Source organism: Oscillibacter sp. (assembly GCF_040505565.1).
Lineage (GTDB): Bacteria > Bacillota > Clostridia > Oscillospirales > Oscillospiraceae > Oscillibacter.
Genome location: NZ_JBEUWZ010000014.1, coordinates 76,759 through 98,862, shown reverse-complemented (window position 1 = coordinate 98,862; position 22,104 = coordinate 76,759). Strand labels below are relative to the sequence as shown.

The window sequence follows — 22,104 nt, the reverse complement described above, 5'->3', positions numbered from 1 at the left end:
GGCGGACAATGCGCATAAGATGGCATAGTCAAGAAATTGGAGGGATTTCCTATGGCAAACCGTTCCAACCGCTGCCGGACTGCGCCCGCTGTCGCGGCGGCGACCGCTTGCGAACCGGAGGTTCACCGGTGGCCTCACCCCATTCCACAGCCCTACACCCAGACATCCACGGAAGCTACCCTGCATTACATATGCTGCGCGCTCAGCTATCAAAATGAGTTGCTCAGCGAGATCAAGACGCTGCTGGAGCAGACCGCCGTGAATCAGCCCGACAAGGATGCGCAGAGCTGACCGTAAAAAGCAGGGGAACTCTCCCCTGCTTTTACACGTAGGTCTTCCGAAAAGGCCGGCGAACTTTTCAAATGCCAAAAAAGCACAAAACAGGCCAGCCGGCAGGCTGACCTGTTTTGCTTTGGAAGATTGGATGAAAAGAAGTTTTGTCTCTTGCAAGTATTAAGATACAGGAGTTCTGTTAACAAAACCAGCCGGAATTGTTACAAAAGTCTTAAATCTATGCTTGTCATCGCTTTTTTAGAGATTTTGTAATTATCCGTAAATTCTTCGTGCTTTCAGTGGTTTGCTGGACTCCTGAAAATTCGTCGTTTGAAATGTTCTGAAATATTCTCGAATTATCTACGACACAGTAAATACACAGTGAAATCCAAAAAGCCTCTTAAAATCTACACAGTGTAAAACTCTGTGGAAAACTATCCGTGCTTCTCCCCGCTCAGAATAGACTGCTCCAGCGCCGTCACATATTCCGCCAGCTTGTCCGCCGCGCTCTTTTTGTGGCCATCCCGCAGATGGGTGTAGACCGCCTCCAGAACCTGGGGCGTATCGCCGACAATCTCCGCAGCCTGCCGGGGGTCAATCCCGGCCTCGTAGCAGATTGTAGCGAAGCTGTGACGGAGGCAATGCGGTGTCACAGGAAACGTCTCCATGATCTCCCCGCTGTCGATCTGTTGGATCTCATTCAACCCGGCTTCCCGACAATAGGCTTTCCAAATGGCGTAAACTTCCGAGTGCCGCATAAATCCGCCATCCTTGCCGGGGAACAACAGCCCAATCCGATTTTTGGGGACACGTGCTGCCAGCGACGGGAGAAGTGGAATATCCCGCAAACCATTGGCGCTTTTCAGGTGGTCTTCCAGCACCGGAACTTGACCGTCCGCATAGGACAGCTTTTTCGTGATGTGGATGCAGCCGGCCTTGAAATCAATATCACTGTAAGACAACGCCAACGCTTCCCCACGGCGGCAGCCAGTAAACATGAGAAAGTTACCCAAGGGACACGCCCTCGCCTTTCCTGTGGTCTTCCAGCGCCACCAGCGCCCTCTCCTGCTCGTCCGTCAAGGATTCGCGCCGCTTTGGAGGTATCGTGTGCTTTGGGATCCGTACCTTGTCCGCCGGAGAAGTGGCAATATCTCCAGATACCACGGCGGAATCGAAAATCATTTTCATGACGGCCAGTTCGATTTGCGCGGTGTTTCGGCTGTGGGTCTTTGCAAAGTCGCTGATCTGCTTTTGCAGCTCCTGCGGAGTGACCTCAGAGGCGAACTTGTCCCCCACTGAATCAACCAGCCGCGCGACGGAGTAAGAATAGACGTGGCGGGAGCTTTCCGAAATCTCGCTTTCGCGGGAAATCTCCCACCCTTTTGCAATCTCCTTGACCTTTCGGCCCTTCTTTGCAGTTTCCTTATATTCCAGGATCTTCTTGTCTACTTCGCGGTCGGACTTTCCCCGGAATGGTACGCGCTTGCCATTGATGGTCCTGATGGACTCGTGCAGCCCGTCTGGCCGCACATAATACTTTGCCATAGTAAAAAATCCCCCTTTTCATCGCGTCGCAACTGTGATAAGATAGGGGCGCAGAGACCCCAAGGATAAAATCCCCCTTGAAAATCTGCTTGCCGTCCCGGTGTTGGTAGCGCCGGGGCGGTGCTTTTTTTGTTACAACTCGGGCAATGGGAAATGCTTTCTTGTCATGACTCTCCCCTGGCACACAAGAGACTGGTTACTATCCCTCGTAATCACCACGTCACAGTCCGCCCGCTCCCGATTCAAGGAAAACAGATACGTAATCCCCAAAACCCTATCATAGTGGTATTGCTTGCAGACCGTACCACCGTCTACGCAGAATACTCCGATGTCTCCATCCGCCAGTGCATCGTGATTCACAAACGCCGTTGAACCGTCTGGGAAATACGGCTCCATGGAGTCACCCTGAATGCGTATTGCAAACGCTGCTCCCGGCGGGTCGCCCGGCCCCAGTTCGTATGGTTCATAGTCCTGACCAACGAGCGGCGTTGCGATGCCTGCGGCAGCGGGTTCCAGATACAGGTTGATAACTTTGGGTTCATCAGGAATAACAGAGTTTTCCTTAAACGCGGCTTCGTCTTCTATGCGAGACAATTCATTATCTGCCACATTACGGACCTGCACGCGCCCCCATTTGTCGAGTACATCATAGTCTTTCGCCAGCTTCAATGCTTCGCCTGAATAAGGCGAGGCGTTTTTTTGTTTTCCCTGGCTAATTCCCAGGGTGCCAATCCCCTCTTTCATGAGCTCAATTATGGCCTTACTTTGCGAGTTGATCCCACTTTCAAATCTGAATTTATTTACTATATCTAATTCTTCATCGCTTAAAGAAATTGTATATCGCATTTTATCGGTTGCCATATTCTACACCTCCTATGCGCACATTGTATCATGGGTTCATCACTTTGTAAAGAGAAAAAGGATGCAGTGATGTCTATAAGTGATGTACTTTTCTGTTGAAAATGTCAATTGTAGTGTTGCACTAATAATGTTATGCTTCATTCAGTACATCACTGTTGCCCCGAATGTCGGCAGTACAACACTTGGAGGAAACTATATGACTAATATGAAGCGCATTACAATCTCGCTCCCCAAAGATCTTGAGGAAACCCTGTCTATCCTTAAAACGGATCCTCATTTTATGGATATGACAAGTTCTCAAATCATTCGTTATCTGCTTCGCATCGGAGCCAAAGCAGAAACCCGCAAAACATAATTGAAAGGAGATGGGCGCGCTCTAAAATCTTTTTGCTCTCAAACGACTCAATAAACAAGGAACCTTCTATGGGGTCACCTCGGCGGATTGCACTTTGAACAGGGAGTGTATCCCTGAGACTTAGCGTCGGATAACGAAATGGCAATTTGGCTTTGACGAAGATACTGACAACCGTCACGGTGATATTTTTCACCAGTCTTCGTCACATACACCGTTACAGTTTGAGTATCTTCGGTGGCAATAGATGATTTGCTCGTATTAGATGTATTGCTGGTGGCTGTAGCCGTGCTGCTTTTAATAGATGCTTTCCCGGCAGATACCCCCTCGGCATAGCCCGACTTATATCCGGCATCTTTACCAGCAGAAAGACCTTCAGCATAGCCAGTGCTATATCCAGCATCCTTACCCGCAGAAAGACCTTCAGCATAGCCAGTGCCATGCCCCGCGTCTGTACCTTCGGAGTATCCGGCGTCCTTACCTTCCGCATATCCGGTATCGTAGCTGACGGCCAAGCCATCCTGGTATCCGGCCGCCTCGCCCGATTGATACGAAATGCCGGATGCTCCCGCCAAAAGGAATACCGCAAGAATACCACTGAGTATTTTCTTTTTCGTGATTTGCATACTGATACCTCCCCCTAAAATTTACCACAATTCTACATCTAAATGCAAAATTTGCCAATATTAAAATAAATGAACCTACTCAAAAATGAGTAAGTTCAAAACAAAGGAAGCAGAACAGGTTTCAACCCGGTCAAAAATGTCCGGGCTTCCGATTTCACCGGAGCAAAAGGAAGGAGGCAGGTTTATGAACGAACTAATCAAGGTTACTTACGACAACGACCGCCCGCTTGTGTCGGCGCGGGAGCTGCATGACTTTCTGGAAGTCGGCGCGGACTTCCCGCACTGGTTCGCTCGCATGTGTGAGTACGGTTTCACAGAGGGTTCAGACTATCGGACATTTTTGACTGATAGGTCTGACGGCCTCCCCGGTAAGCCCAGACAGGACGCCATGCTCTGCATGGACATGGCAAAAGAAATCTGCATGATTCAGCGCAACGAGAAAGGCAAACAGGCACGGCAATACTTTCTCAAACTTGAAAAGGACTGGAACAGTCCCGAAAAGGTCATGGTGCGGGCGCTCCAATTTGCGGACAAGCGGATTCATGAATTACAAGAGAGGGAATTGGCGAACGAGAACAAAATCCGGTTTGCCGAGGTGGTCGGCGCGGCTTATGCGTCCATCCTGAAAAAAGAGGTGCCACAGCTTCCCACCGTCCCTGCTGATCTCGTCAGGATGAAAGAAGAACGAACAGAAGAAAGGAGGCTCAGTATGAGCCGTGAATCAGAGTTTTATCGGGACAATCTGGAGCAGGTCCTCAGATTCTCCAAAGGACGCCAGATGTTGAATATCAAAGAGACCATGGAGTTTACCGGAATTAAGAGCTATGCAACGGTGGGCAAGCTGTTTCCCTTTGTCGGAGGTTACATAAGCGCCGCTACACTTGCCCGCTGCATGGCAAGAAAAGCGGATGCATGATCTGCTTTTTTACTCTCGTAGGCGTCGGCACCTGCACAACATGGTTTTTCAAGATCATTGACCGCATAGAGCAGCCTAAACATATAAGAAGGTGGTACAGGTGAAACCTCGTTACCTCATTTGCACCCGCTGCTACCGGTGCTGGAATGTCTCCCGGCTGCGTGACGATCCCCGGCCTTATCTCTGCCCATTCTGCCGCACACAAAAAGAGCCGCCCCCGGTGAGTAAGACCGGAGACGGCAAATGAAAAGAGAACTTACGGCCAATATAGGCCGGAAAGTGAGATTTGTCAAGTGAAGACAGCAAAATGTCGTGACGCGCCAATACCCCTTACACGCAAGGAAGCCGCAGCCGCTCTGGGGACTTCGCCCTATCGGCTTAAACAGATGATCGCAGCTCACCTTATCCGAACGGTGCCGCCGAATGGGCGGGTTCTTCCGAGTGAGTTGGAGAGGTTCAAGGCTGTCAACGCCAAAAAGATTGAGGCGGCGCAGGCTGAGATTATTCATGCCTATGAAATCGGCCTATCCATGAATCTTGTGGAGAACGTAGCTACTATGGCGCTATGCGCGCAGAATCCTCTGCTGCCCGGTAAACCGACCGCGCGGCAGTTCACATATAAAACCGTCTATGACTACGTAATGAAGGAGAAAAACGAAAATGGCTAATAAATCTGATCTGACCCTTGGCCTTTGCCTGAGCGACGAGAACATTCAGGTAATGAAGCGGTTCTGTGACTCCGTGGACTTCTTGAAGCAGGCGTCGCGGTCCGGCGCGGAGGTTAAGCTGCAATGGCCCGAAAACCCTACCGCTGCGCAGAGTGCTCCTGCATCGGCTGCGCAAATCGTGCCCATTGTGCCGCCCACCCCTGCACCGAATCCTGCACCGACGACTGCTGCCCTGATTGCGCCCGCTCCCATTCCTGCGCCGGTTGCAACCGCGCCTAGTGTAAACCCTACCCCTGCGGTTTCGGCTTCTGTCCCCATCCCCGGATACATGCCTGGTGTCCAGCCGCAGACCGCTGTTCCTACCACCGTGCCCGCGCCTAACTTCACCCCGGCGATTCCGTCCATGGCTCCGCCCGTTCCTATGGCGGCTCCTGTAACACCCACTGCGGCCCCCACGTACACCCTCGACCAGCTCACGAAAGCCGGTGCCGAACTCGCGCAGGCCGGCAAGATGCCGCAGCTCCTTGGTCTATTGCAGCAGTTCGGGATTCAGGCGGTGAATATGCTCCCGGAGGCACAGTACGGCGCTTTTGCTACAGTGCTTCGGGGACTGGGGGCGCAGCTCTGATGCCGACGCCTGAATACCACGCCAGAAAGTCCCCGTCCTCTGCGCACCGCTGGATTCACTGCCCCGCGTCCATCAAGCTGAGCGAGGGTATCCCGGCAACGACCAGCCCCTACGCAGAGGCGGGCAGGCTGGCGCACTCCATTGCGGAGCTGAAAGCCCGCAAGCGCTTCATGGTGCTGAACAAGCGTACATATAACGCGCAGCTGAAAAAGCTGCAGGAAGATCCTCTCTACGAGACCGAAATGGACGGCTACACCGACCTGTATGTCGAAACGCTGGAACAACACGCCATGACGTTCCAATCTGCGCCCTTCATTGCACTGGAAACCTCTGTTCCTATCGGCCTTTTTACCAGCGAAAACAAAGAGGACGGGACCCCGGCCACCGGGACCGCTGACTGCACCCAGATTGCCGAAAGCGTCCTGTGGGTCACGGATTACAAGAACGGCGCGGGTGTGCCGGTGGACGCTGACCACAACCCTCAAATGATGACCTACGCGCTGGGCGCTCTGGCCATGTATGCGCTGATTTACGGTGACTCGATCCAGACCATCAAACTGACCATCGTGCAGCCTGCGCTTCATAGCTTGTCCGACTGGGAGATCAGCCGGGCGGAATTGGAGGCATGGGGGCAGGAAGTCTTGACCCCGGCGGCAGTCCGGGCAGACAGCGAGGACCCCGGAGAGCCTTGCCCCGGCGACTGGTGCCGGTTCTGTCCCACGAAATATACCTGCCGGGCACGGGCTCAGCAGATGTTCCAGCTGGAGACAGACTACCACAAGGGTGTACCTGAAGGCTCACTGCCCGCGGGCTGGGCAGAAACCATAAAGCATGATGGACACGGCCCGTTTGGTTCAGAGACAAAGCGCCTGCTCTCCGACACGGAAGTCGGACAAGCCCTGCAACGTGCGGAGGGGCTGCTATCCTGGTACAACGACCTGAAGGAATACGCGTTGCAGGCTTGCCTAGCTGGTAAGCAGATCGCAGGCTTTAAAGCCGTGGAGGGCCGGAGTTCAAGAGACTGGGATAACCTGGACGCAGCCTTTGCAGACTTCCAGCAGTGTGGTATTGCCGAAGCAATGCTGTGGGAGCGCAAGCCCGCCACCGTGGCCGGACTTGAAAAGATTCTCGGCAAGAAGGCTTTTGCCGAAACTGCCGCCGGTCATGTAATCGCGCATCCCGGCAAGCCCACACTAGTTCCTGAATCCGATAAGCGGAAACCGTATAACTTTGCAGAGGTCGCATTTGGCGATCAGAAAGGACTATAACCTATGAACGCATCTACTTTTACAACTGGTGAGGTTCGCGCCTCTTTCGTCCATCTGTTTACCCCCGACGCGGCCCCCGGTTGCGACCCGGCTTATTCTATCACGGCTCTGATTCCCAAGACAGACGCGGCCACTCTCGGGGCATTCAGTGCCGCCTATGAAGATGCTAAGAACTACGGCATTCAGAAAAGGTGGAACGGTGCGTTGCCTCCGGTATTGCTGGGGGGCCTCGCTGACGGTGACGGTGTCAAATCCGATGGCACACCCTATGGTCCTGAGTGCAAGGGCTGCTACGTGCTAAAATGCAAATCAAACGTTGAAAATAAGCCGCTGGTTGTAGACCAGCGAAATCAAGAAATCCTGGATTCTCGCAAAGTGTATAGTGGCTGCTACGTCCGTGTGAACGCTACGCTGGTTCCCTATAACAATCAGTCCAAGGGCATTACTTCGATTCTCAACGCCGTTCAGTTCGTTCGTGACGGCGAACCGCTTGGGAGTGGTCAGGTAACTGCCGCTGAAGCATTTGGCGCTCCTGTGGCCCAGCAGCCCGCATCTATGCCCGCAACGTCGGGTTACGCAGTTCCCGGATATGCCCCCACGCCGGCAGCTGCGCCCATGTATCCGCAGCAAGCCCCCGCCTATCCCCAACAGGCAGCGCCCGTGCCTGCGTATCCTCCCCAGCAGGCAGCACCCGTGCCCACCTATCCCCAGCAGGTGACACCCGTGTATCCGCAGCAAGCTCCGGCGTACCCCCAGCAGTGGCCGGTGGACCCCATCACCGGACAGCCCATCCCCACCGGCATGCCGGTCATGGGAATGTAAACAAAAAGGGCCCCTTCGGGGGCCCTTCCAATCCGGGAGGTAAATCATGCAGCACCACTTAAATATTGACCTGGAGACATATAGCTCCGTACCGATTGCCAAGGCCGGTCTCTACAAATACGCCCAGAGCCCGGACTTTCAAATCCTGCTTTTTGGATACAGCCTCGACGGAGCGCCGGTGCAGGTCATGGACCTAACCCAGCCGGGGGCCTGCATCCCGCAGAATGTCGCGGGCTGGCTGTTTGATTCGCAGTGCATCAAGCACGCTTTCAACGCCGCGTTTGAGTGGTATTGCCTGAGTCGGTACTTCGGACTTGAGAACTACACTTCTTATTCACCTGAAATCTGGTTACCACAGTGGCGCGACACCCAGCTCCACGCGCTTTACTGCGGATACCCGGCGGCGTTGAAAAACGTCGGCCCAGCAATGGGCCTGCCGGAGGACAAGCAGAAGCTCCGCACCGGCGGAGCATTGATCCGCTATTTCTGCATCCCGTGCAAGCCCTCAAAAGTAAACGGCGGCCGCACCCGCAACCTGCCGCAGCACGACCCCGCAAAGTGGGATTTATTCAAGACCTACAACGCCGGGGACGTTGTTGCAGAGCAGGAGATCGAACGCCGACTGTCTGCGGTGCCGGTGCCGGAGGAGGTACAGCAGCAGTGGGTCCGCGATCAGATTATCAACCTTCACGGCGTGGCCGTGGATCAGCAGCTGGTGGACGGCGCTATTGAAATCGGCTCCATTGTCCACAAAGTCCAGCTGCAGGAGGCCAAGGAGCTTACCGGCCTTGCAAATCCCAACAGCCGGGACCAGCTTTTAAAATGGCTGAATGAAGAACTGGAAGACGATCTGCCGGATGTCCGTAAAAATACGGTCACCGATTTGCTTGCCCAGGGTGTACCTAGCGACAAAGCCTCCCGAATGCTGGAGCTGCGGCAGGAACTCTCCAAGACCTCCACCAAAAAATACAACGCCATTGAAACCTGCGTATGCGCGGATGGACGTATTCGCGGACTGCTGCAATTCTACGGGGCCAACCGGACAGGCCGGGAGGCGGGGCGGCTGGTGCAGGTCCAAAACCTGCCCCATGACACCGTGCCGGCGGAGGCCGCAGCGCGGGGACTGGTGAAGTCCCGCAATCTGGACGGATTGAAAGCGGTCTATGGCAACGTACCACAAGCTCTCTCCGCGCTGATCCGCACGTCCCTGATCGCCGCGCCGGGCATGACCTTTGTAGACGCCGACTTTTCCGCCATCGAGGCCCGCGTGATCGCGTGGCTGTCCGGTGAGGAATGGGTGTTGGACGTGTTCCGCACCCATGGCAAGATTTACGAGACCACCGCGGCGCAGATGTTCGGTGTCCCCTTCGACCGCATCAAGAAAGGTAACCCGGAGTATGCCTACCGCAAAAAGGGCAAAGTTGCAACGCTGGCGCTGGGCTATCAGGGCGGCAAGGGCGCCCTCATTAACATGCGCAAGACTCTGGGCATGACCGAAGAAGACCTGCCGGAAGCCGATATGCCCGACATCGTCCGGCGCTGGCGCAGTGCCAACCCGCACACGGTCCAATTCTGGTATGACGTCAACGACGCCGCATACAGGGCCGTCACGTCCGGGCAGGCTACCAGAGTGGGCCGCGTGACCATCGCCCGGGAGATTTACCGGGCGGCGGGGCTGGACTTTATGACGATCCTGCTGCCCTGCGGCCGCAAGCTCTACTATCCCGGCCCGCATATCGGCAAAAACCACTTCGGCGAAGACAGCATTCTATATTGGGGGCAGGACGGGGCCAACTGGAAACCCGTCGAGACCTACGGCGGCAAGCTGGTGGAGAACATCACGCAGGCTGTGGCCCGGGACTGCCTGTTCTACGCCATGGAGCAGCTGAACGCCGCCGGGTATCCCATTGTCTTTGACATCCACGATGAAGTTGTTTTGGAAGTGCCGCAGGAAATGGCCGATCTGGACAAGGTTGTGGGGATCATGTCCCGGCCCATTCCGTGGGCCCCCGGCCTGCCGCTGAACGCTGACGGCTGGGTGGATACTTACTTTAAGAAGGACTGAGAATCACCACTTACTTTCGGTTATGAAATTTCGTAGCCCATATCATTCCAATATGCAATAACGGCATTCCAATAGCTATCAATTCTTTCAAAAGAAATGGTATTAGCTAAAGAAATACCCGCTTGAGTTAAAAGAACATTACCTATTTTTAATCCATTACCATGAATTTTAACTTGTTTGCCATCAAAATAATCGGCTCTCTCTGCATCAGATTTCAGAACATACGCGTTGGATGGATCAAAGCTAATCAGGCCTAAAGAATCCAGATTTTTTAACGCCATAAAATCAACGCCACCAATATATGGCTTTGTATTGTCCCAAGGAAAAACTAATTTGACGGCGTGATTAGATCCTGTGAAGAACCTGACACGACAATTACTTATAACTGAAAATGTCTTAGCTAGAGAGGTGTCCAAATTCGTAAGAATACTTATTAGCACTTTGGGTACGGTTCCTGGTGTAGCGCATTCATTTGCAAGCAATTTCCCCCACATCAATTGTATTTCCCGATTTGATACATGCTTAGCAGAATCCATAAATCTCGAAAGCCATTCATCATCGATATCTTCGGGATGTGCATCTCCCTGAATTTCATTAAGTGCTTTCGCTACAATACCCGCCTGATTACAATATTTCTTAATAGTTTCTCTGGAACAGGATATATAAGCGGCCTTTTCTAGAGGAGATAATGACTTGTTCTCTTTTATATCATTGATGTATGACTCATTTGCTTGTTCAAAATCTTTCCTTTTTCCTGTCATAACGCAAAAACCAACTGCTGAACCGATCTTATCGATTAAATGCTTGCCGACATCCGCGGCACCAGAAGCGGCGGCGCCAGAAACAATTGTTAATGCTTCGCCCTCAGTCATGCCGATCCCTCTTTCGTACATTTTTCTCCATAATATCCCAATTTTCTCCGTTTGTAAAGGAGTACCCCTCCATGATGATAAATGACCGAAAAATAATAATCAGCATCGGCGCAAGCCGGCAGGCCAAGGTCTGGACACCGCAGACGCTGCTGATTTCCGAACTATATGCCAAGCTGCAAACACCCGCCCGGGGGCAAGAGACGCTGGACGCCTACATGTCCATGCAAAAGGCTCAGCAGGACATGCTGAAAGACGTGGGCGGCTTCGTCGGCGGGGAGATCGTCGGGGGCCGCCGCAAGGTTGGCTCTGTGCGTGGCAGGGACGTCCTGACCCTCGACCTTGACCACATTCCCGCAGGGCAGACGGACGCCGTCCTGCGGCGCGTGGAGGGGCTGGGCTGCGGGTACTGTGTGTACTCCACCCGCAAGCACTCTCCTGCTGCGCCGCGGCTGCGCATCGTCGTGCCGCTGGACCGCACGGCCACGCCCGACGAGTATGAGGCCGTCGCCCGAAAGCTGGCGGAGATGATTGGCATTGAAATGGCCGACCCGTCCACCTTTGAGCCGTCCCGGCTCATGTATTACCCGTCTTGCTGCGCAGATAGTGAGTATGTCTATCAGGTCGGGGACAAGCCCCTGCTGTCCGCTGACGGGATGCTGGGGCTGTATGCGGACTGGCGCAACGTCGCCTCATGGCCGCAGGTTCCGGGCACAGAAAAAGCCCCCAAGCGCCTTGCCGCGCGGCAAGGCGACCCGGAGGAAAAGCAGGGCGTTATTGGTGCGTTCTGCCGTACATACGACGTACTGCAAGCCATGGAGGCGTTTCTGCCCGGAGTCTATGAGCCTGTACCGGGCTTTGATGACCGTTATACCTATACCGGCGGCAGCACCACCGGCGGCGCGATCATCTACGACGGCGGCAAATTTCTCTTTTCCCACCACGCCACGGACCCCTGCGGGGGCAGGCTGGTAAACTCTTTCGATATGGTTCGCCTGCACAAATTCGGAGACCAGGACGATGACGCGGCCCCCGGAACCCCGACTAACCGGCTCCCGTCCAATATGGCCATGCTGGAGCTGTGCAAGCACGATACCGCCGTCTCCGACCTGCTGCATAAAGAGCGGGGCGCTGAAATTTTGGAGGCATTTCAGGCAGCAGGAACGCCGACGCAGGCCAACGACGCCGAACTAGCTATGTTTCTGGGCGGCTTGAAAGGCGAGGTGCTGACAACCGATGTCGTTCGCCGTTTGGTGGCGATGCTGGGCATCCAGATTAAGCTGAACGAGGTCACATGGCACGTAGAGCTTTCCGGGTATCCGAAAGAGTGGTCACGGGCCAATGCGGAAAATCTGCTGCCGGTACGGCTGCTGGACCACCTGCGTTCCGCTGGGGCAAAGGGAGCGGCGAAGAACACCATAGCGGACTGTCTGGACGTGATCGCGGAGGAAAACCGCTTTAACCCGGTGCTGGAAATGTTCACGGCAACGCAGTGGGATAACGCGGACCGCGCAACGGAGCTTTACGATATCTGGGGGGTAACCGATCCTCTATCCCAGACGCTAATCCGTAAGTGGCTGCTTCAATGCGTAGCCATGGCCTATAACGATGAATATAACCCGCAGGGTGCCGACGGCGTTCTCGTCCTGCAAGGAGAGCAGGGCCTTGGCAAAACAAGCGCACTGCGTCAGCTGGTGCCGCTGCCGCGTATGTTCAAAGAGGGTGCTAAACTGGATCTGCGGAATAAAGACACTTACATGCAAGCGCTCAACAGCTGGATCTGTGAGCTAGGAGAGCTTGACCGCACGACCTCCCGCGACAGCGCCGGACTGAAAGCGTTCCTCACGCAGGACATGGACGAATACCGAACCCCATACGCCAGAGACGCCGTCCGCAGGCCGCGCAGAACATCCTTCTGCGGCACGGTAAACCCCGGGGAATACCTGATTGACGACACCGGCAACCGTCGTTTCTGGACGGTCCCGGTGGACCACATCGACCTTGACCGGCTGTTTGCAATCACCAACGAGTGGAAAATCCAAATATGGGCGCAGATGCGGCAAGAGTATCTGACCACGCCCAATGCGTTCCGCCTGACGAAAGAAGAACGCCAGCAGCTGGAGAGTGTCAACACCGCATACACGCGCTCTCTTGACTTTGAAGACGAGCTGCGGGATATGCTCAATTATGACCTGCCTGCGGAGCAGTGGGGAGAGTTTACGTCGGCACAGGTGGCGTCCAGACTGGAGGCAAAGCCCTCCGCAAACCGGCTGGGCCGGGTGCTGGCGAAGCTGACAGCAGAGGACGGCAGAATTACGGCTAGATTGCGAGAAGGCCGAAAACTATACCGACTGCCCCTCCTGTGCAATTGCGTGGTTTCGTCATTCCCGGCGGTAAGTTCAGCGGAGGAAAGATTATGAAAGAAAGTGCAATCGAGGCCAAACTTGGCAAGATGGTACGCGCCCAGGGCGGCCTATATTTTAAATTCGTCTCTCCCGGCAATCCCGGCGTCCCGGACAGACTAGTTCTCCTGCCCGGGGGCCGGATCGTATTTGTCGAGTTGAAGACGGAGCTGGGACGGCTGGCGGCAATACAGAAATGGCAAATATCCGAAATGCAGAAACGTGGTGCCGATGTTCGGGTACTGAAGGGGCTGGATCAGGTCAAAGCGTTCGTAGAGGGGGCGGTTCTGCGATGAAGTTTGTACCGCACCCCTACCAGCGCTATGCGATTGAGCGAATCATACAGGACCCAGCAATTGGCCTGTTCCAGGATATGGGCCTTGGGAAAACAGTTGAAACCCTGACGGCAATCAACGACCTGCGGTATAACCGCTGGCAGGTTTCCCGGGTGCTGATCGTAGCGCCGAAGAAAGTTGCAGAGGCGACCTGGCAAAACGAGGCGCAAAACTGGGACCATTTGAATCACCTGCGCATTATACCCGTGCTGGGGACCGCGAATCAGCGGATGAAGGCCCTGTACACACCTGGCGATATCTGGACGATCAACCGGGAAAATATTCCGTGGCTGGTGGATTACTACCAGCAGGATTGGCCTTTTGATATGGTGGTCTTGGACGAGTCCAGCAGTTTCAAAAATCCACAGGCCAAGCGGTTTAAAAAGCTGAAACTGGTACGCAGTCGTGTCAAGCGCATTGTGGAACTGACCGGCACACCCGCGCCGAACGGCCTCGAAGACCTTTTTGCACAAGTATATTTGCTGGACGGTGGGGATCGGCTGGGCCGGACGATGACCAGCTACCGGGAGCAGTTCTTCACACAGGATTACGCCCACCCGGGGCAGCAGTACCGAACCTATTCACCGCAGCAGGGAGCCGCCGACAGCATCCAGCGGGCAATCTCAGATATTTGTATCAGCATGAAAGCGGAGGATTACTTAACCCTGCCGGACTACATCGAGGACATTGTGCCGGTGGTGCTGGACCCGACAGCGAAAAAGGCGTATGACAAGCTGGAACGGGATATGCTGTTGGAAATCGACGAGGATACCATAACAGCCGGGAGCGCCGCAGTGCTGACAAACAAGCTGTTGCAACTGTGTAATGGCGCTGTGTACGATGCCGACCGCCGCGTAACAGAGGTTCACCGTTGCAAGATTGAAGCCTTTCTGGAGGTCATAGAGCAGCTTCACGGAGAACATGCGTTGGTGTTCTATAACTTCCAGCATGACCGTGATCGCATTTTAGAGGCGCTGTCCGGGTCAAAATTACGGGCGCGTGTCTACAAAGGGCCGCAGGACGAAAACGACTGGAACGCCGGGGAAGTAGACATTCTTCTGGCTCACCCGGCCAGCTGCGCGTATGGCCTGAACCTGCAGGCCGGCGGGCATCACGCCATCTGGTTCGGGCTGACGTGGAGTTTAGAACAATACCAGCAGGCAAACAAACGCCTACACCGCCAAGGTCAGCAGCACCCCGTAATTGCTCACCATCTGGTTGTGCAAGAGAGCGTAGACGTGGACGTTATGACGGCGTTGCAGGCCAAGGGAGACACACAGGAATGTTTGATGCAGGCACTAAAAGCAAGAGTTGAGCGGACGCGTAAATGAAGGAGTCCAGAGAGCATTTGACTCTCTGGACTCCTTTGATTTATGTAGCCTGTTTTTTGAGTGTTTGCTTTCAAGGGCTGTTTTCTGTATTCACATCTTGAATTCCACCGACAACAGAAAGAATTTCACTCCAATTTTCGGGGAACCCAATTTTATTTAACTCGACGCTTCTATGCTGGGCAAGCATCGCTTCTAGCCGAACGGCCAGAGACACTTTAAGACTCGTATCGGGGACTAACTTGTACAATAAAAATATAACAGAGAAAATTTTATAGCCATTTATACTGCTGTAATTAGCAAACATCCTTGCTCTTGAAACTAGATTTTTATTGTATAATCTACCGTAATGCGCGCAGATATTTCTGGCCTCTACAAAGCATCCTAGCCAACTAGTCAAATACGCCTCTGGGATGTTATAATTGATTCTAGAAAACTCTCGCCTATCGGCGCCATTAAGATTCTTAAACATTTTAGAGACCGCGCCAAAGGAGAGAATTTCAACAGCCACCCAAAGGGGAAGAACTCCACCATATTTCTCATCGTGATGTTTGATTATTGGTGATCTACACTGCTGTCGCTTCTCACGTTCCAGCTCTTGAATAAAATTATCATAAAAGCTCCGGGATTCAAATATGCCGGGATTCAAATAACAAGTGGAACAATACTTCAGCGACAAGTAATAAGCAAGTTTTGTTTTGAACTCCAACTCGAACGGCTCAATCAGTGACGATACAATTTGTTTGAGCTTCGTATCAAAACAGTATAAATCATAGATCTGAAAAAAAGATACTCCGTCGGCATACGAAGGCTCTGCGTCAGGATCACAAGTACGAGAGTATAAACCCAAACTATATGCATTAACCAGCCTATAATAGTTTACCCGCGAGAGTATTACTTGCGCCTGTGCCTCGTCATTAAAGTGTAGCCCTCTGTTTTTTAACATCTCTATCTGATCGCTGTAGCTTTTAGGAAGTTTAAGCGCCGCCATAATCCCACGTCCCTACAGAATATAAAAAAGACCTCCCGTGGTCCGCATACAATCCATACGGACTGCCTAGGCGTGGGAGGTTCTGTTGTTGTTATAATACACAACCCGGAGTTGTTATGCAATTGGATAATTGCACAAAGCTCGCTTGTGCTTGAATGTACTCAAAAGGCCAGTCAGACGCAAGATTTTGTGTTTCACATCAGTATTTTTAGCATTTACGCTACATACTGTATAGTGAAAATAACTATACCCATCGCAACTTTTTTTAATCTCGCTGGGTGAACGCAAATAAAAGCTCGCGTTCCGGTTTATCAAACCGCGGGGCAAGTTGAAGGAGAGGGTTTGCCCCTCCTTCTCTTACCTATATGGATTCTTCTTCCACGCGCTGTTGATAGACCGCCACACTGCGTCCTTTTGCGCCCTTGAAAGTCCGCTTGCATCCAGTGCGGCCTGCGCCTCCGCCTGTGAAATGCTCCCGTTGTCGTTCCCGTCCATCGTCCCACGAACGCTCATGTAGTCCTCAATGGAAATCCCGGCTTTGACAGCGGTCTTTACTTTTTCGTAGCTGCTGCCAACAAGAGCGGACCCGTACTTTTCATGCAGGGCGATATATTCCGGCGTAGAGACGCCGATATCGCTTTTTGCCGTCCGGGCATTGTCAATCCATGCGTCATTTACTACTCCGGACGCAACGGTCCCCTTTGCCTGGGCGGCTGCATACTGATACAGTTTCCCGACATAATCAGCCTTTTCCGCATCGCTCATGGCCTTGTAGAAACCGGAGCCAACAGCACCGCTTAATAGCCTGTACTTCTCCTGCCCCAAAGCCTTTGCATACTTTACATATTCATCCGCAGTCAGGTCCTTTTGCTTCGATACGGTATCATCACCTTTTCCAACGGAATAGGTGATGGACTTATCGGCCCGCTGGGGGAAAACAGTGGTTTCGCCGGTTTTGTCGGAAAGACGCTGCAATTCCTGTTCCACGGGCCGTACCTTCACGTCAGAGACATAAGCAGGGTTGAATACGTTGTTAAAAATTCGCTTTGCTGTGTCGCCCTGATCTTCTTCCCGGCCCCATGCGTCAATGTACGGAATCTGGTGATAGTCCACGCCGGGAATTTTGTTGGCGACTTTTCCGAAAAGATACTGTGTATCAGCAGATACGTCACTATTCTTGTCTACGTAGGTGGTCTCGCGGACTTTATCTCCGGCCCGTTCCATCTGTCCAAACGCAGTCGGGAAAACCTGCGTGATGTAGTTTGTGAGCGCCGCTGTGGCGATTGAACCGCCTACGCTGCCTCCACGCTGCTTTGCGTATGCAGCGTTGTCCAGCACATCATTCAGTCCCTGCAGCATTGTCATTTCCAGCATAGGGTCGGTCATGCCCTTAATCACGGTCGAAACGTCTTCAAAGCCCAGTCCTGCGTTTTCCATACCGTGCTGAAGCTGAACACCCATAAAGAACGGAATCGCCGCGGGGGCTGTCCAATCCAGCGTAATTGACTTCCCGTTTTTCAGTTCCAGCGCATAATTCTGATGCCCGGTTAACTCGTTAAAGTCCTGCTGCTTATCGTCTTCATCGTCTCCGCCGGTCACGTACCCCGCCCCTGCCGCGAGGACCCCGGCGGCCATCAGCGCGGAACCGGTCAATCCGGAGGCGATACGGTCAAGCCCCTGTGTGAGTTTCGCGGCGTCGCCATGTCTTGCGCCGCGAATTGTATCAACAGTTCCCATAATAGCCCCCACCGGGGAATACTCCGTACCGCGCATCAGGATATTCGCAGGGGTTTTCTTGAAGGGAAGAACACCCTCCACGCCATAGCCAGCGGCCTTTATATACGGATTCTTGTTATCTCGCAGCCCATTGAGCTTTGATACTGCCTCACTCAGCGAGTTAGTATCGTTAAAGGTATTCCGCAAAGCTTCCTGCGCCGCATAGCTTCTGGCCCGATTTAAGAGTCCGGCGTCGGCCTCAGAAATGGACTTGACGCCGTTCGCTTTCAGGTATCCGGCAAGGCTCTGGGTGTAAATAAACTTCTTTGCAAACGTGTCTTCGGCTTCCAGCAAGGCGCTGTTTACCTCAGACGCCTTGTTGATAACCTTTCCGGCGCCCTTATCGCTGAACGCTTTTTGCTCTGCTTCGATATTGTACAGGGAGGTTTGACCCTCAGTATATTTGCTGCCGTGAGAAAGGAAATCCTTTGCGTTGGCCCAATCGGCGCGGCACTCTTTTGCAAGCTGGCTGGCGGGAGATACGCCCGTAATGGATTTCGTGCGCTCGTATTTCCCGCCGCTGACCGCGCTGGCGATGGCTTCAGCAACGCCGCCGACGCGGTTTTTGACCGTTACAGGGACCTGAAAAAGCGTGTTTCCGAGGATATTGCGAATGTGCGTCCGGGGATTGCCCAGCATGGCGAGGTATCGAATGGCGTCATACTTAGCCTTGAACGTGCCGGGTGCCTGCTCCGCCACATTCTTAAAAATGGTTTCCGCCGCCTTGCCACGTGCAGCATCGTCCGCTGCGTTGACAAAGGCATCCATGTCCTCAGGGTCAATTTCAATGCCGGTGTCATGCTTCTGATTGAACGAATCCACCGCTTTCTGAATGGAAAGCAGCTGCCCTTCCGGGCTGAGCTTGCGGAAAATCGTCTGCGCCTGCATAGCCTGTGCAGCAGTTGTAGAATTTCGGGTATACAGGGATAGCAGTTCAGAGACATGCGCGGTGTTGCCGTCACGCATGGCCTGTAAAAGAAGCTGCTGCCCCAGCGTGGTGTTATCCTTGGACGCAACGTTATTTTCAACGGTAGCACGGTATTGTTCCAGCGCTCCGTCAAAGTTTTTTTCGCGGATGGTGTTCTGAGCTTTGGCAACGGACTTTTCATCCGTGATCGTGTCAAAAGCCAGCGTTCCGTTTGCAATCTGCCGCTCGATCAGGCGCACATCGTCGGCGTCAATTCCCTGCGCCCCCATGACGGTCTTTGCGCTCTCCGGCACATTGCGGTCCTCAAAGTTGGTCTTCGGAACATCCACCACGCGGGCGGCATTTGCCCCGTCATCATGGAAGTTTACGGCGTCGGTCTGGTTTTGAAGCTGAGAATACGGGTCGAACCCGCCTCTCGCACTGCCGAGGCTGTCCATCTTATCCCCATTTGCTTCGGGCATGTCCCAAATGGGCAGTTCTTCACCGGTTTTTGCCGGGGAGCTACCGACGATATCACTTTTTGCTGCTATGTAAGCGCTGTTCGGTTCTACCGTGTCTCCGAATACCGTGGTGTAGCCATTAGTCAGCATTTCATCAAGAACCAGCTCCAGCCGTTTAGCCGCCGCATAGTTTTCCTGCCCGTGATCGTCAATCAGGGACTGCGCCGCATCTATGATCTGATTTCTGGAAAGGCCCATGTCCATTGCGGAGCGCAAGGAAACGCTGTCAATGGCGCTCTGAATCGTCCGCTTTCCGTTTACCGTGCGCTCTGTCCGGCGGGGCATGGGAAACTGCGTGGATATATCAGCGTCAGCCATCAGGCTTTCAGCCGCTTTCTTGTAATACTCATGCAGCTCCGGGTGATCGAACTGGAACGCGTTCACGTCCCGGCTCCCGGCAGTCTCAACCGTCCTCCGGTCAATATGGTCCGTAGGAAGAGGGCGGTATACTTTTCCGTCCGCGTCAATATTCAGTCCGTGGTCGGCTGCGGCCTCAAACTGTGCGTCCGTAAGCTTCCCCTGGTCTACCCGCTTTTTGCCCGTGACCAAATCCAGCACAAAATCACTCTTGATATTTGCACTGGGCGGGGATATGCTATTTCTAGAGCCGTCAATGGCATTTACGGGCCGTACCGCCGGAGTATTCGGATCGGAAGTCCGCGCCGACAGCTCCATAGCGGAAACCACCGGATCAGGAGGCGTCTTGGACGTAAGCTGCGGGGAATGATTTTCCACGTTCAGCGCCTGAGTGGGGTTTCCGCTATTTTCTTTTGCATAGCTTGACCCGGCCATCTTTCGCATAGAGGCAAGCGGATTTGACACAATATCCCCCTTGATATTTGCACCGGACGGGGATATACTACTTGTAGAAGAACTTTGCGGCGAGGCGCTTTGGGCGTTATCTACAGGGCGGGTGGCATCACCTGTATTGTACACCGTATCTTGCGAGTTCTTCCCAATTGGAGCTGTTTGAGTATTGTTCGCGGCGGGTTTCTGACCCGTGCCTGCGCTCGATACTTCGGACAGCTCCATATTTTGTACCCTATGAGTTTTATAATTGTTGACGTTTGGAAACGCCTCCACATCAAACGTCACAACATACTGCTTTCCTCCGACGTTGATTGACGTTTCAAAATAATCAAATCGAATGGTGTTTTTATTCCGTTTTCCCGATCTGTTGAATGAACCACTTCCGACATACTCTCCGTTATGAATAACATCTTCTACGTTATTAAGTACAGCAATACTCTCCGGTGATGCGTACTGTGAAACGATCTTGCCAACGACATTCTTATTAACGTCAACGGTATATTGCTTACCCTCAAAGCTTGTACCATATACCGGGACATTTTTCTTTGGGGAGAAAGTGCTTTCTACGGCTCGCCTTAGTGTGGCGGCGATACCCGTGTGCATGGCACTGTCGACGTTTTTAGCCGCTTCAATCTGCGCAGATGCGTGATTAATGGCATCCGGGGATAACTCCACCATCACCCCCATACCTACCGTGCCTGCCGTGCCAACAGGCTTTTCCCCAGAATACGGGCTGTAAATCGTAGTCACTCTCCCGGCCTGCACAGGATCCGCGTTCTGCGCCGTCTGCGCCGCAGAGGTCAAATTACCTGCTTGTCCGTTTTGCGCGGCTCCTGCGGCCTCCTGAGTGGCATTCTTGCCAGCCAACGCATCAATAAACATCTGCGTCATGCGGTCATTGCCGGTAAACTTCTTTTGCGCGTCCTTTACCGCCCCGCGGGCCTCATTGGAGAACACACCGTTCTGCTGCATGGAATTATAGGCGCTATCGACTGCGGCGCTGGATCTGTTCTCCCGGTGCTGCTGAATTGTATCGGGGATTTCCTTTACAACATCCACACTGCCGCCCGCAAGGCCGAGAACGCCGCCTACAATCGCGTCCGAAAGCATCTGTTCCGAGTCAACCGTCGCGTTCTTGTCGAACGTCAATCGGCGGATAACCGGGTCCAGAAGGTCCCCAACAGCCTCCTCGCTTGCCTCGCCTAATGCCGAAAGCGCGGCCTTTCCGGCGGCAGACTGGGCTAATTTTCCTGTGGCGCGTGTAAGCGCCTTGTCCAAAATGCCCTCGCCAAACATCTTCTTGAACGGGGTGGCAACGTTGAACATCTTTTCTGTGCCGACCTGAATTGCAGCGTTTCCGAGACCATAGGCCAACTGCTGCTTTACGTCCGCTCCACTCTGCCGCGCCTCCTGCGCTCCGCCGCCAAAGGATCGTACTGCCATAGGAACGAGAGCACCGCCCCCGGTAACAGCGCCAATCGCTGCGTCCGCCGCCATCTGCGTCCCTGCCACGCCCACGTCGGTCATCAGCTGTCCAAATTTACCCATCCCAGCCTTTGCGGTGGCGATATTGCGGGTGCCTGAGTCGGTCAGCTTGTCCGCCGTGTCAAAAATGCGCTGTGCTCCCGCGTCGGAGCGCTCCGTCGCCTTTTTGGCATTCACAATGTTGCGGGATACCTGATCCAGCTGCATCTTCCAGTATGCCCGCTCCTGATCGTCTGCGGCATTGTTCATTTCATGGGCATAACGCGCAGCCTCGTTACTCCACTGCTGCGTGTCCACTTCGCGGGCAAGTTTCGTCCCGGAAATCGCAGTCCCTAGACCATTAGTACTGGTCCCGGCATAGGTTTTCACCGCCCCGGAAAGCACATCGCCAACACGGGAAGGGGAGCGCTTCTGAATCGTAGTCCCTTCATGCTGTGCAATATGCTTTGATCCACGCTCGGCGGGTGTACTCTGGCCGGCGGAAAGGCTGCCCATCTTTGCCAGATCACGAATCAGGATTTGCGTCACCGAGTCACCGGGCCGGGGAGAGCTTTTCTGCATCTCCTTCTGGACAGAAGCCGTTTTTTTCTTTGCGGTTTTCGTGTCAAACGAATACGAATCCCCGCTATTAAATTTGATGTTCAACTTTGCCATTT

At 53.6% G+C, this 22,104-nt stretch carries 18 protein-coding genes; 11 read left to right on the top strand and 7 right to left on the bottom strand.

The window, feature by feature from the left end; translation table 11 throughout:
- Window positions 1-51 precede the first annotated feature (51 nt).
- On the top strand, window positions 52-291 hold the full coding sequence (locus ABWQ15_RS07990; RefSeq protein ID WP_353908234.1) for a hypothetical protein: 240 nt from the start codon (window positions 52-54) through the stop codon (window positions 289-291).
- A 416-nt stretch (window positions 292-707) separates the two neighbouring features.
- Here the strand turns inward: ABWQ15_RS07990 and ABWQ15_RS07985 are convergent, their stop codons facing one another.
- The 3 genes from ABWQ15_RS07985 to ABWQ15_RS07975 form a co-directional block, all read right to left on the bottom strand.
- The gene (locus ABWQ15_RS07985) at window positions 708-1,286 is read right to left on the bottom strand and encodes a tyrosine-type recombinase/integrase (protein WP_353908233.1); all 579 of its coding nucleotides are present in this window, start codon (window positions 1,284-1,286) and stop codon (window positions 708-710) included.
- The gene (locus tag ABWQ15_RS07980) at window positions 1,279-1,818 is read right to left on the bottom strand and encodes a site-specific integrase (RefSeq protein ID WP_353908232.1); all 540 of its coding nucleotides are present in this window, start codon (window positions 1,816-1,818) and stop codon (window positions 1,279-1,281) included. The genes ABWQ15_RS07985 and ABWQ15_RS07980 overlap by 8 nt, the downstream gene beginning before the upstream one ends.
- 132 nt (window positions 1,819-1,950) lie before the next feature.
- Window positions 1,951-2,679: a S24 family peptidase gene (locus ABWQ15_RS07975; protein ID WP_353908231.1), complete on the bottom strand. Its 729-nt coding sequence runs from the start codon at window positions 2,677-2,679 to the stop codon at window positions 1,951-1,953.
- Between the two features lie 196 nt (window positions 2,680-2,875).
- Between ABWQ15_RS07975 and ABWQ15_RS07970 the strand changes: the two genes are divergently transcribed.
- Entirely contained in the window at window positions 2,876-3,034 is a 159-nt protein-coding gene (locus tag ABWQ15_RS07970) for a hypothetical protein (RefSeq protein WP_353908230.1), read from the top strand.
- Between the two features lie 74 nt (window positions 3,035-3,108).
- Here ABWQ15_RS07970 and ABWQ15_RS07965 read toward each other — a convergent pair whose 3' ends face one another.
- The gene (locus ABWQ15_RS07965; protein ID WP_353908229.1) at window positions 3,109-3,657 is read right to left on the bottom strand and encodes a FliH/SctL family protein; all 549 of its coding nucleotides are present in this window, start codon (window positions 3,655-3,657) and stop codon (window positions 3,109-3,111) included.
- 184 nt (window positions 3,658-3,841) lie between these two features.
- On the opposite strand from ABWQ15_RS07965, the gene ABWQ15_RS07960 reads away from it, so the two are divergent.
- The 6 genes from ABWQ15_RS07960 to ABWQ15_RS07935 all read left to right on the top strand — a co-directional run bounded on the left by ABWQ15_RS07960 (window position 3,842) and on the right by ABWQ15_RS07935 (window position 10,024).
- Entirely contained in the window at window positions 3,842-4,573 is a 732-nt protein-coding gene (locus ABWQ15_RS07960) for an antA/AntB antirepressor family protein (protein WP_353908228.1), read from the top strand.
- Window positions 4,574-4,866: 293 nt separating this feature from the next.
- Window positions 4,867-5,241: a DNA-binding protein gene (locus ABWQ15_RS07955; RefSeq protein ID WP_353908227.1), complete on the top strand. Its 375-nt coding sequence runs from the start codon at window positions 4,867-4,869 to the stop codon at window positions 5,239-5,241.
- Entirely contained in the window at window positions 5,234-5,869 is a 636-nt protein-coding gene (locus ABWQ15_RS07950) for a hypothetical protein (protein WP_353908226.1), read from the top strand. Before ABWQ15_RS07955 ends, ABWQ15_RS07950 begins: the two co-directional genes overlap by 8 nt.
- Window positions 5,869-7,137, top strand: coding sequence for a DUF2800 domain-containing protein (locus tag ABWQ15_RS07945; protein WP_353908225.1), 1,269 nt, complete (start codon window positions 5,869-5,871; stop codon window positions 7,135-7,137). The genes ABWQ15_RS07950 and ABWQ15_RS07945 overlap by 1 nt, the downstream gene beginning before the upstream one ends.
- A gap of 3 nt (window positions 7,138-7,140) precedes the next feature.
- Window positions 7,141-7,959 (top strand): DUF2815 family protein, encoded by an 819-nt coding sequence (locus tag ABWQ15_RS07940; RefSeq protein WP_353908224.1) that lies wholly within the window; start codon window positions 7,141-7,143, stop codon window positions 7,957-7,959.
- A gap of 46 nt (window positions 7,960-8,005) precedes the next feature.
- Window positions 8,006-10,024: a DNA polymerase gene (locus tag ABWQ15_RS07935; RefSeq protein ID WP_353908223.1), complete on the top strand. Its 2,019-nt coding sequence runs from the start codon at window positions 8,006-8,008 to the stop codon at window positions 10,022-10,024.
- Window positions 10,025-10,044: 20 nt separating this feature from the next.
- On the opposite strand, the gene ABWQ15_RS07930 is transcribed toward ABWQ15_RS07935, so the two are convergent.
- Window positions 10,045-10,896: a DUF2806 domain-containing protein gene (locus ABWQ15_RS07930; RefSeq protein WP_353908222.1), complete on the bottom strand. Its 852-nt coding sequence runs from the start codon at window positions 10,894-10,896 to the stop codon at window positions 10,045-10,047.
- A gap of 71 nt (window positions 10,897-10,967) precedes the next feature.
- Here ABWQ15_RS07930 and ABWQ15_RS07925 point away from each other — a divergent pair, with 71 nt between their 5' ends.
- The 3 genes from ABWQ15_RS07925 to ABWQ15_RS07915 are packed head-to-tail and all read left to right on the top strand — an operon-like array spanning window position 10,968 to window position 14,961.
- A complete protein-coding gene (locus ABWQ15_RS07925) occupies window positions 10,968-13,313 on the top strand; it encodes a virulence-associated E family protein (RefSeq protein WP_353908221.1) in 2,346 nt (781 codons plus the stop codon).
- Complete coding sequence (locus ABWQ15_RS07920; RefSeq protein WP_353908220.1) at window positions 13,310-13,591, top strand: PDDEXK family nuclease; 282 nt, start codon at window positions 13,310-13,312, stop codon at window positions 13,589-13,591. The genes ABWQ15_RS07925 and ABWQ15_RS07920 overlap by 4 nt, the downstream gene beginning before the upstream one ends.
- On the top strand, window positions 13,588-14,961 hold the full coding sequence (locus ABWQ15_RS07915; RefSeq protein WP_353908219.1) for an SNF2-related protein: 1,374 nt from the start codon (window positions 13,588-13,590) through the stop codon (window positions 14,959-14,961). Before ABWQ15_RS07920 ends, ABWQ15_RS07915 begins: the two co-directional genes overlap by 4 nt.
- Before the next feature lie 70 nt (window positions 14,962-15,031).
- Here ABWQ15_RS07915 and ABWQ15_RS07910 read toward each other — a convergent pair whose 3' ends face one another.
- Together ABWQ15_RS07910 and ABWQ15_RS07905 are read right to left on the bottom strand one after the other, a co-directional pair.
- Window positions 15,032-15,949: an Abi family protein gene (locus tag ABWQ15_RS07910; protein WP_353908218.1), complete on the bottom strand. Its 918-nt coding sequence runs from the start codon at window positions 15,947-15,949 to the stop codon at window positions 15,032-15,034.
- A 357-nt stretch (window positions 15,950-16,306) separates the two neighbouring features.
- Window positions 16,307-22,102, bottom strand: coding sequence for an LPD3 domain-containing protein (locus ABWQ15_RS07905; RefSeq protein ID WP_353908217.1), 5,796 nt, complete (start codon window positions 22,100-22,102; stop codon window positions 16,307-16,309).
- Window positions 22,103-22,104 lie beyond the last annotated feature (2 nt).

Coding starts and splice junctions, on each gene's coding strand:
- ABWQ15_RS07915 (WP_353908219.1), top strand. CDS start 13,588: ATGAAGTTTGTACCGCACCCCTACCAGCGCTATGCGATTGAGCGAATC.
- ABWQ15_RS07935 (WP_353908223.1), top strand. CDS start 8,006: ATGCAGCACCACTTAAATATTGACCTGGAGACATATAGCTCCGTACCG.
- ABWQ15_RS07920 (WP_353908220.1), top strand. CDS start 13,310: ATGAAAGAAAGTGCAATCGAGGCCAAACTTGGCAAGATGGTACGCGCC.
- ABWQ15_RS07910 (WP_353908218.1), bottom strand. CDS start 15,949: ATGGCGGCGCTTAAACTTCCTAAAAGCTACAGCGATCAGATAGAGATG.
- ABWQ15_RS07970 (WP_353908230.1), top strand. CDS start 2,876: ATGACTAATATGAAGCGCATTACAATCTCGCTCCCCAAAGATCTTGAG.
- ABWQ15_RS07905 (WP_353908217.1), bottom strand. CDS start 22,102: ATGGCAAAGTTGAACATCAAATTTAATAGCGGGGATTCGTATTCGTTT.
- ABWQ15_RS07925 (WP_353908221.1), top strand. CDS start 10,968: ATGATGATAAATGACCGAAAAATAATAATCAGCATCGGCGCAAGCCGG.
- ABWQ15_RS07940 (WP_353908224.1), top strand. CDS start 7,141: ATGAACGCATCTACTTTTACAACTGGTGAGGTTCGCGCCTCTTTCGTC.
- ABWQ15_RS07980 (WP_353908232.1), bottom strand. CDS start 1,818: ATGGCAAAGTATTATGTGCGGCCAGACGGGCTGCACGAGTCCATCAGG.
- ABWQ15_RS07960 (WP_353908228.1), top strand. CDS start 3,842: ATGAACGAACTAATCAAGGTTACTTACGACAACGACCGCCCGCTTGTG.
- ABWQ15_RS07930 (WP_353908222.1), bottom strand. CDS start 10,896: ATGACTGAGGGCGAAGCATTAACAATTGTTTCTGGCGCCGCCGCTTCT.
- ABWQ15_RS07975 (WP_353908231.1), bottom strand. CDS start 2,679: ATGGCAACCGATAAAATGCGATATACAATTTCTTTAAGCGATGAAGAA.
- ABWQ15_RS07965 (WP_353908229.1), bottom strand. CDS start 3,657: ATGCAAATCACGAAAAAGAAAATACTCAGTGGTATTCTTGCGGTATTC.
- ABWQ15_RS07950 (WP_353908226.1), top strand. CDS start 5,234: ATGGCTAATAAATCTGATCTGACCCTTGGCCTTTGCCTGAGCGACGAG.
- ABWQ15_RS07945 (WP_353908225.1), top strand. CDS start 5,869: ATGCCGACGCCTGAATACCACGCCAGAAAGTCCCCGTCCTCTGCGCAC.
- ABWQ15_RS07990 (WP_353908234.1), top strand. CDS start 52: ATGGCAAACCGTTCCAACCGCTGCCGGACTGCGCCCGCTGTCGCGGCG.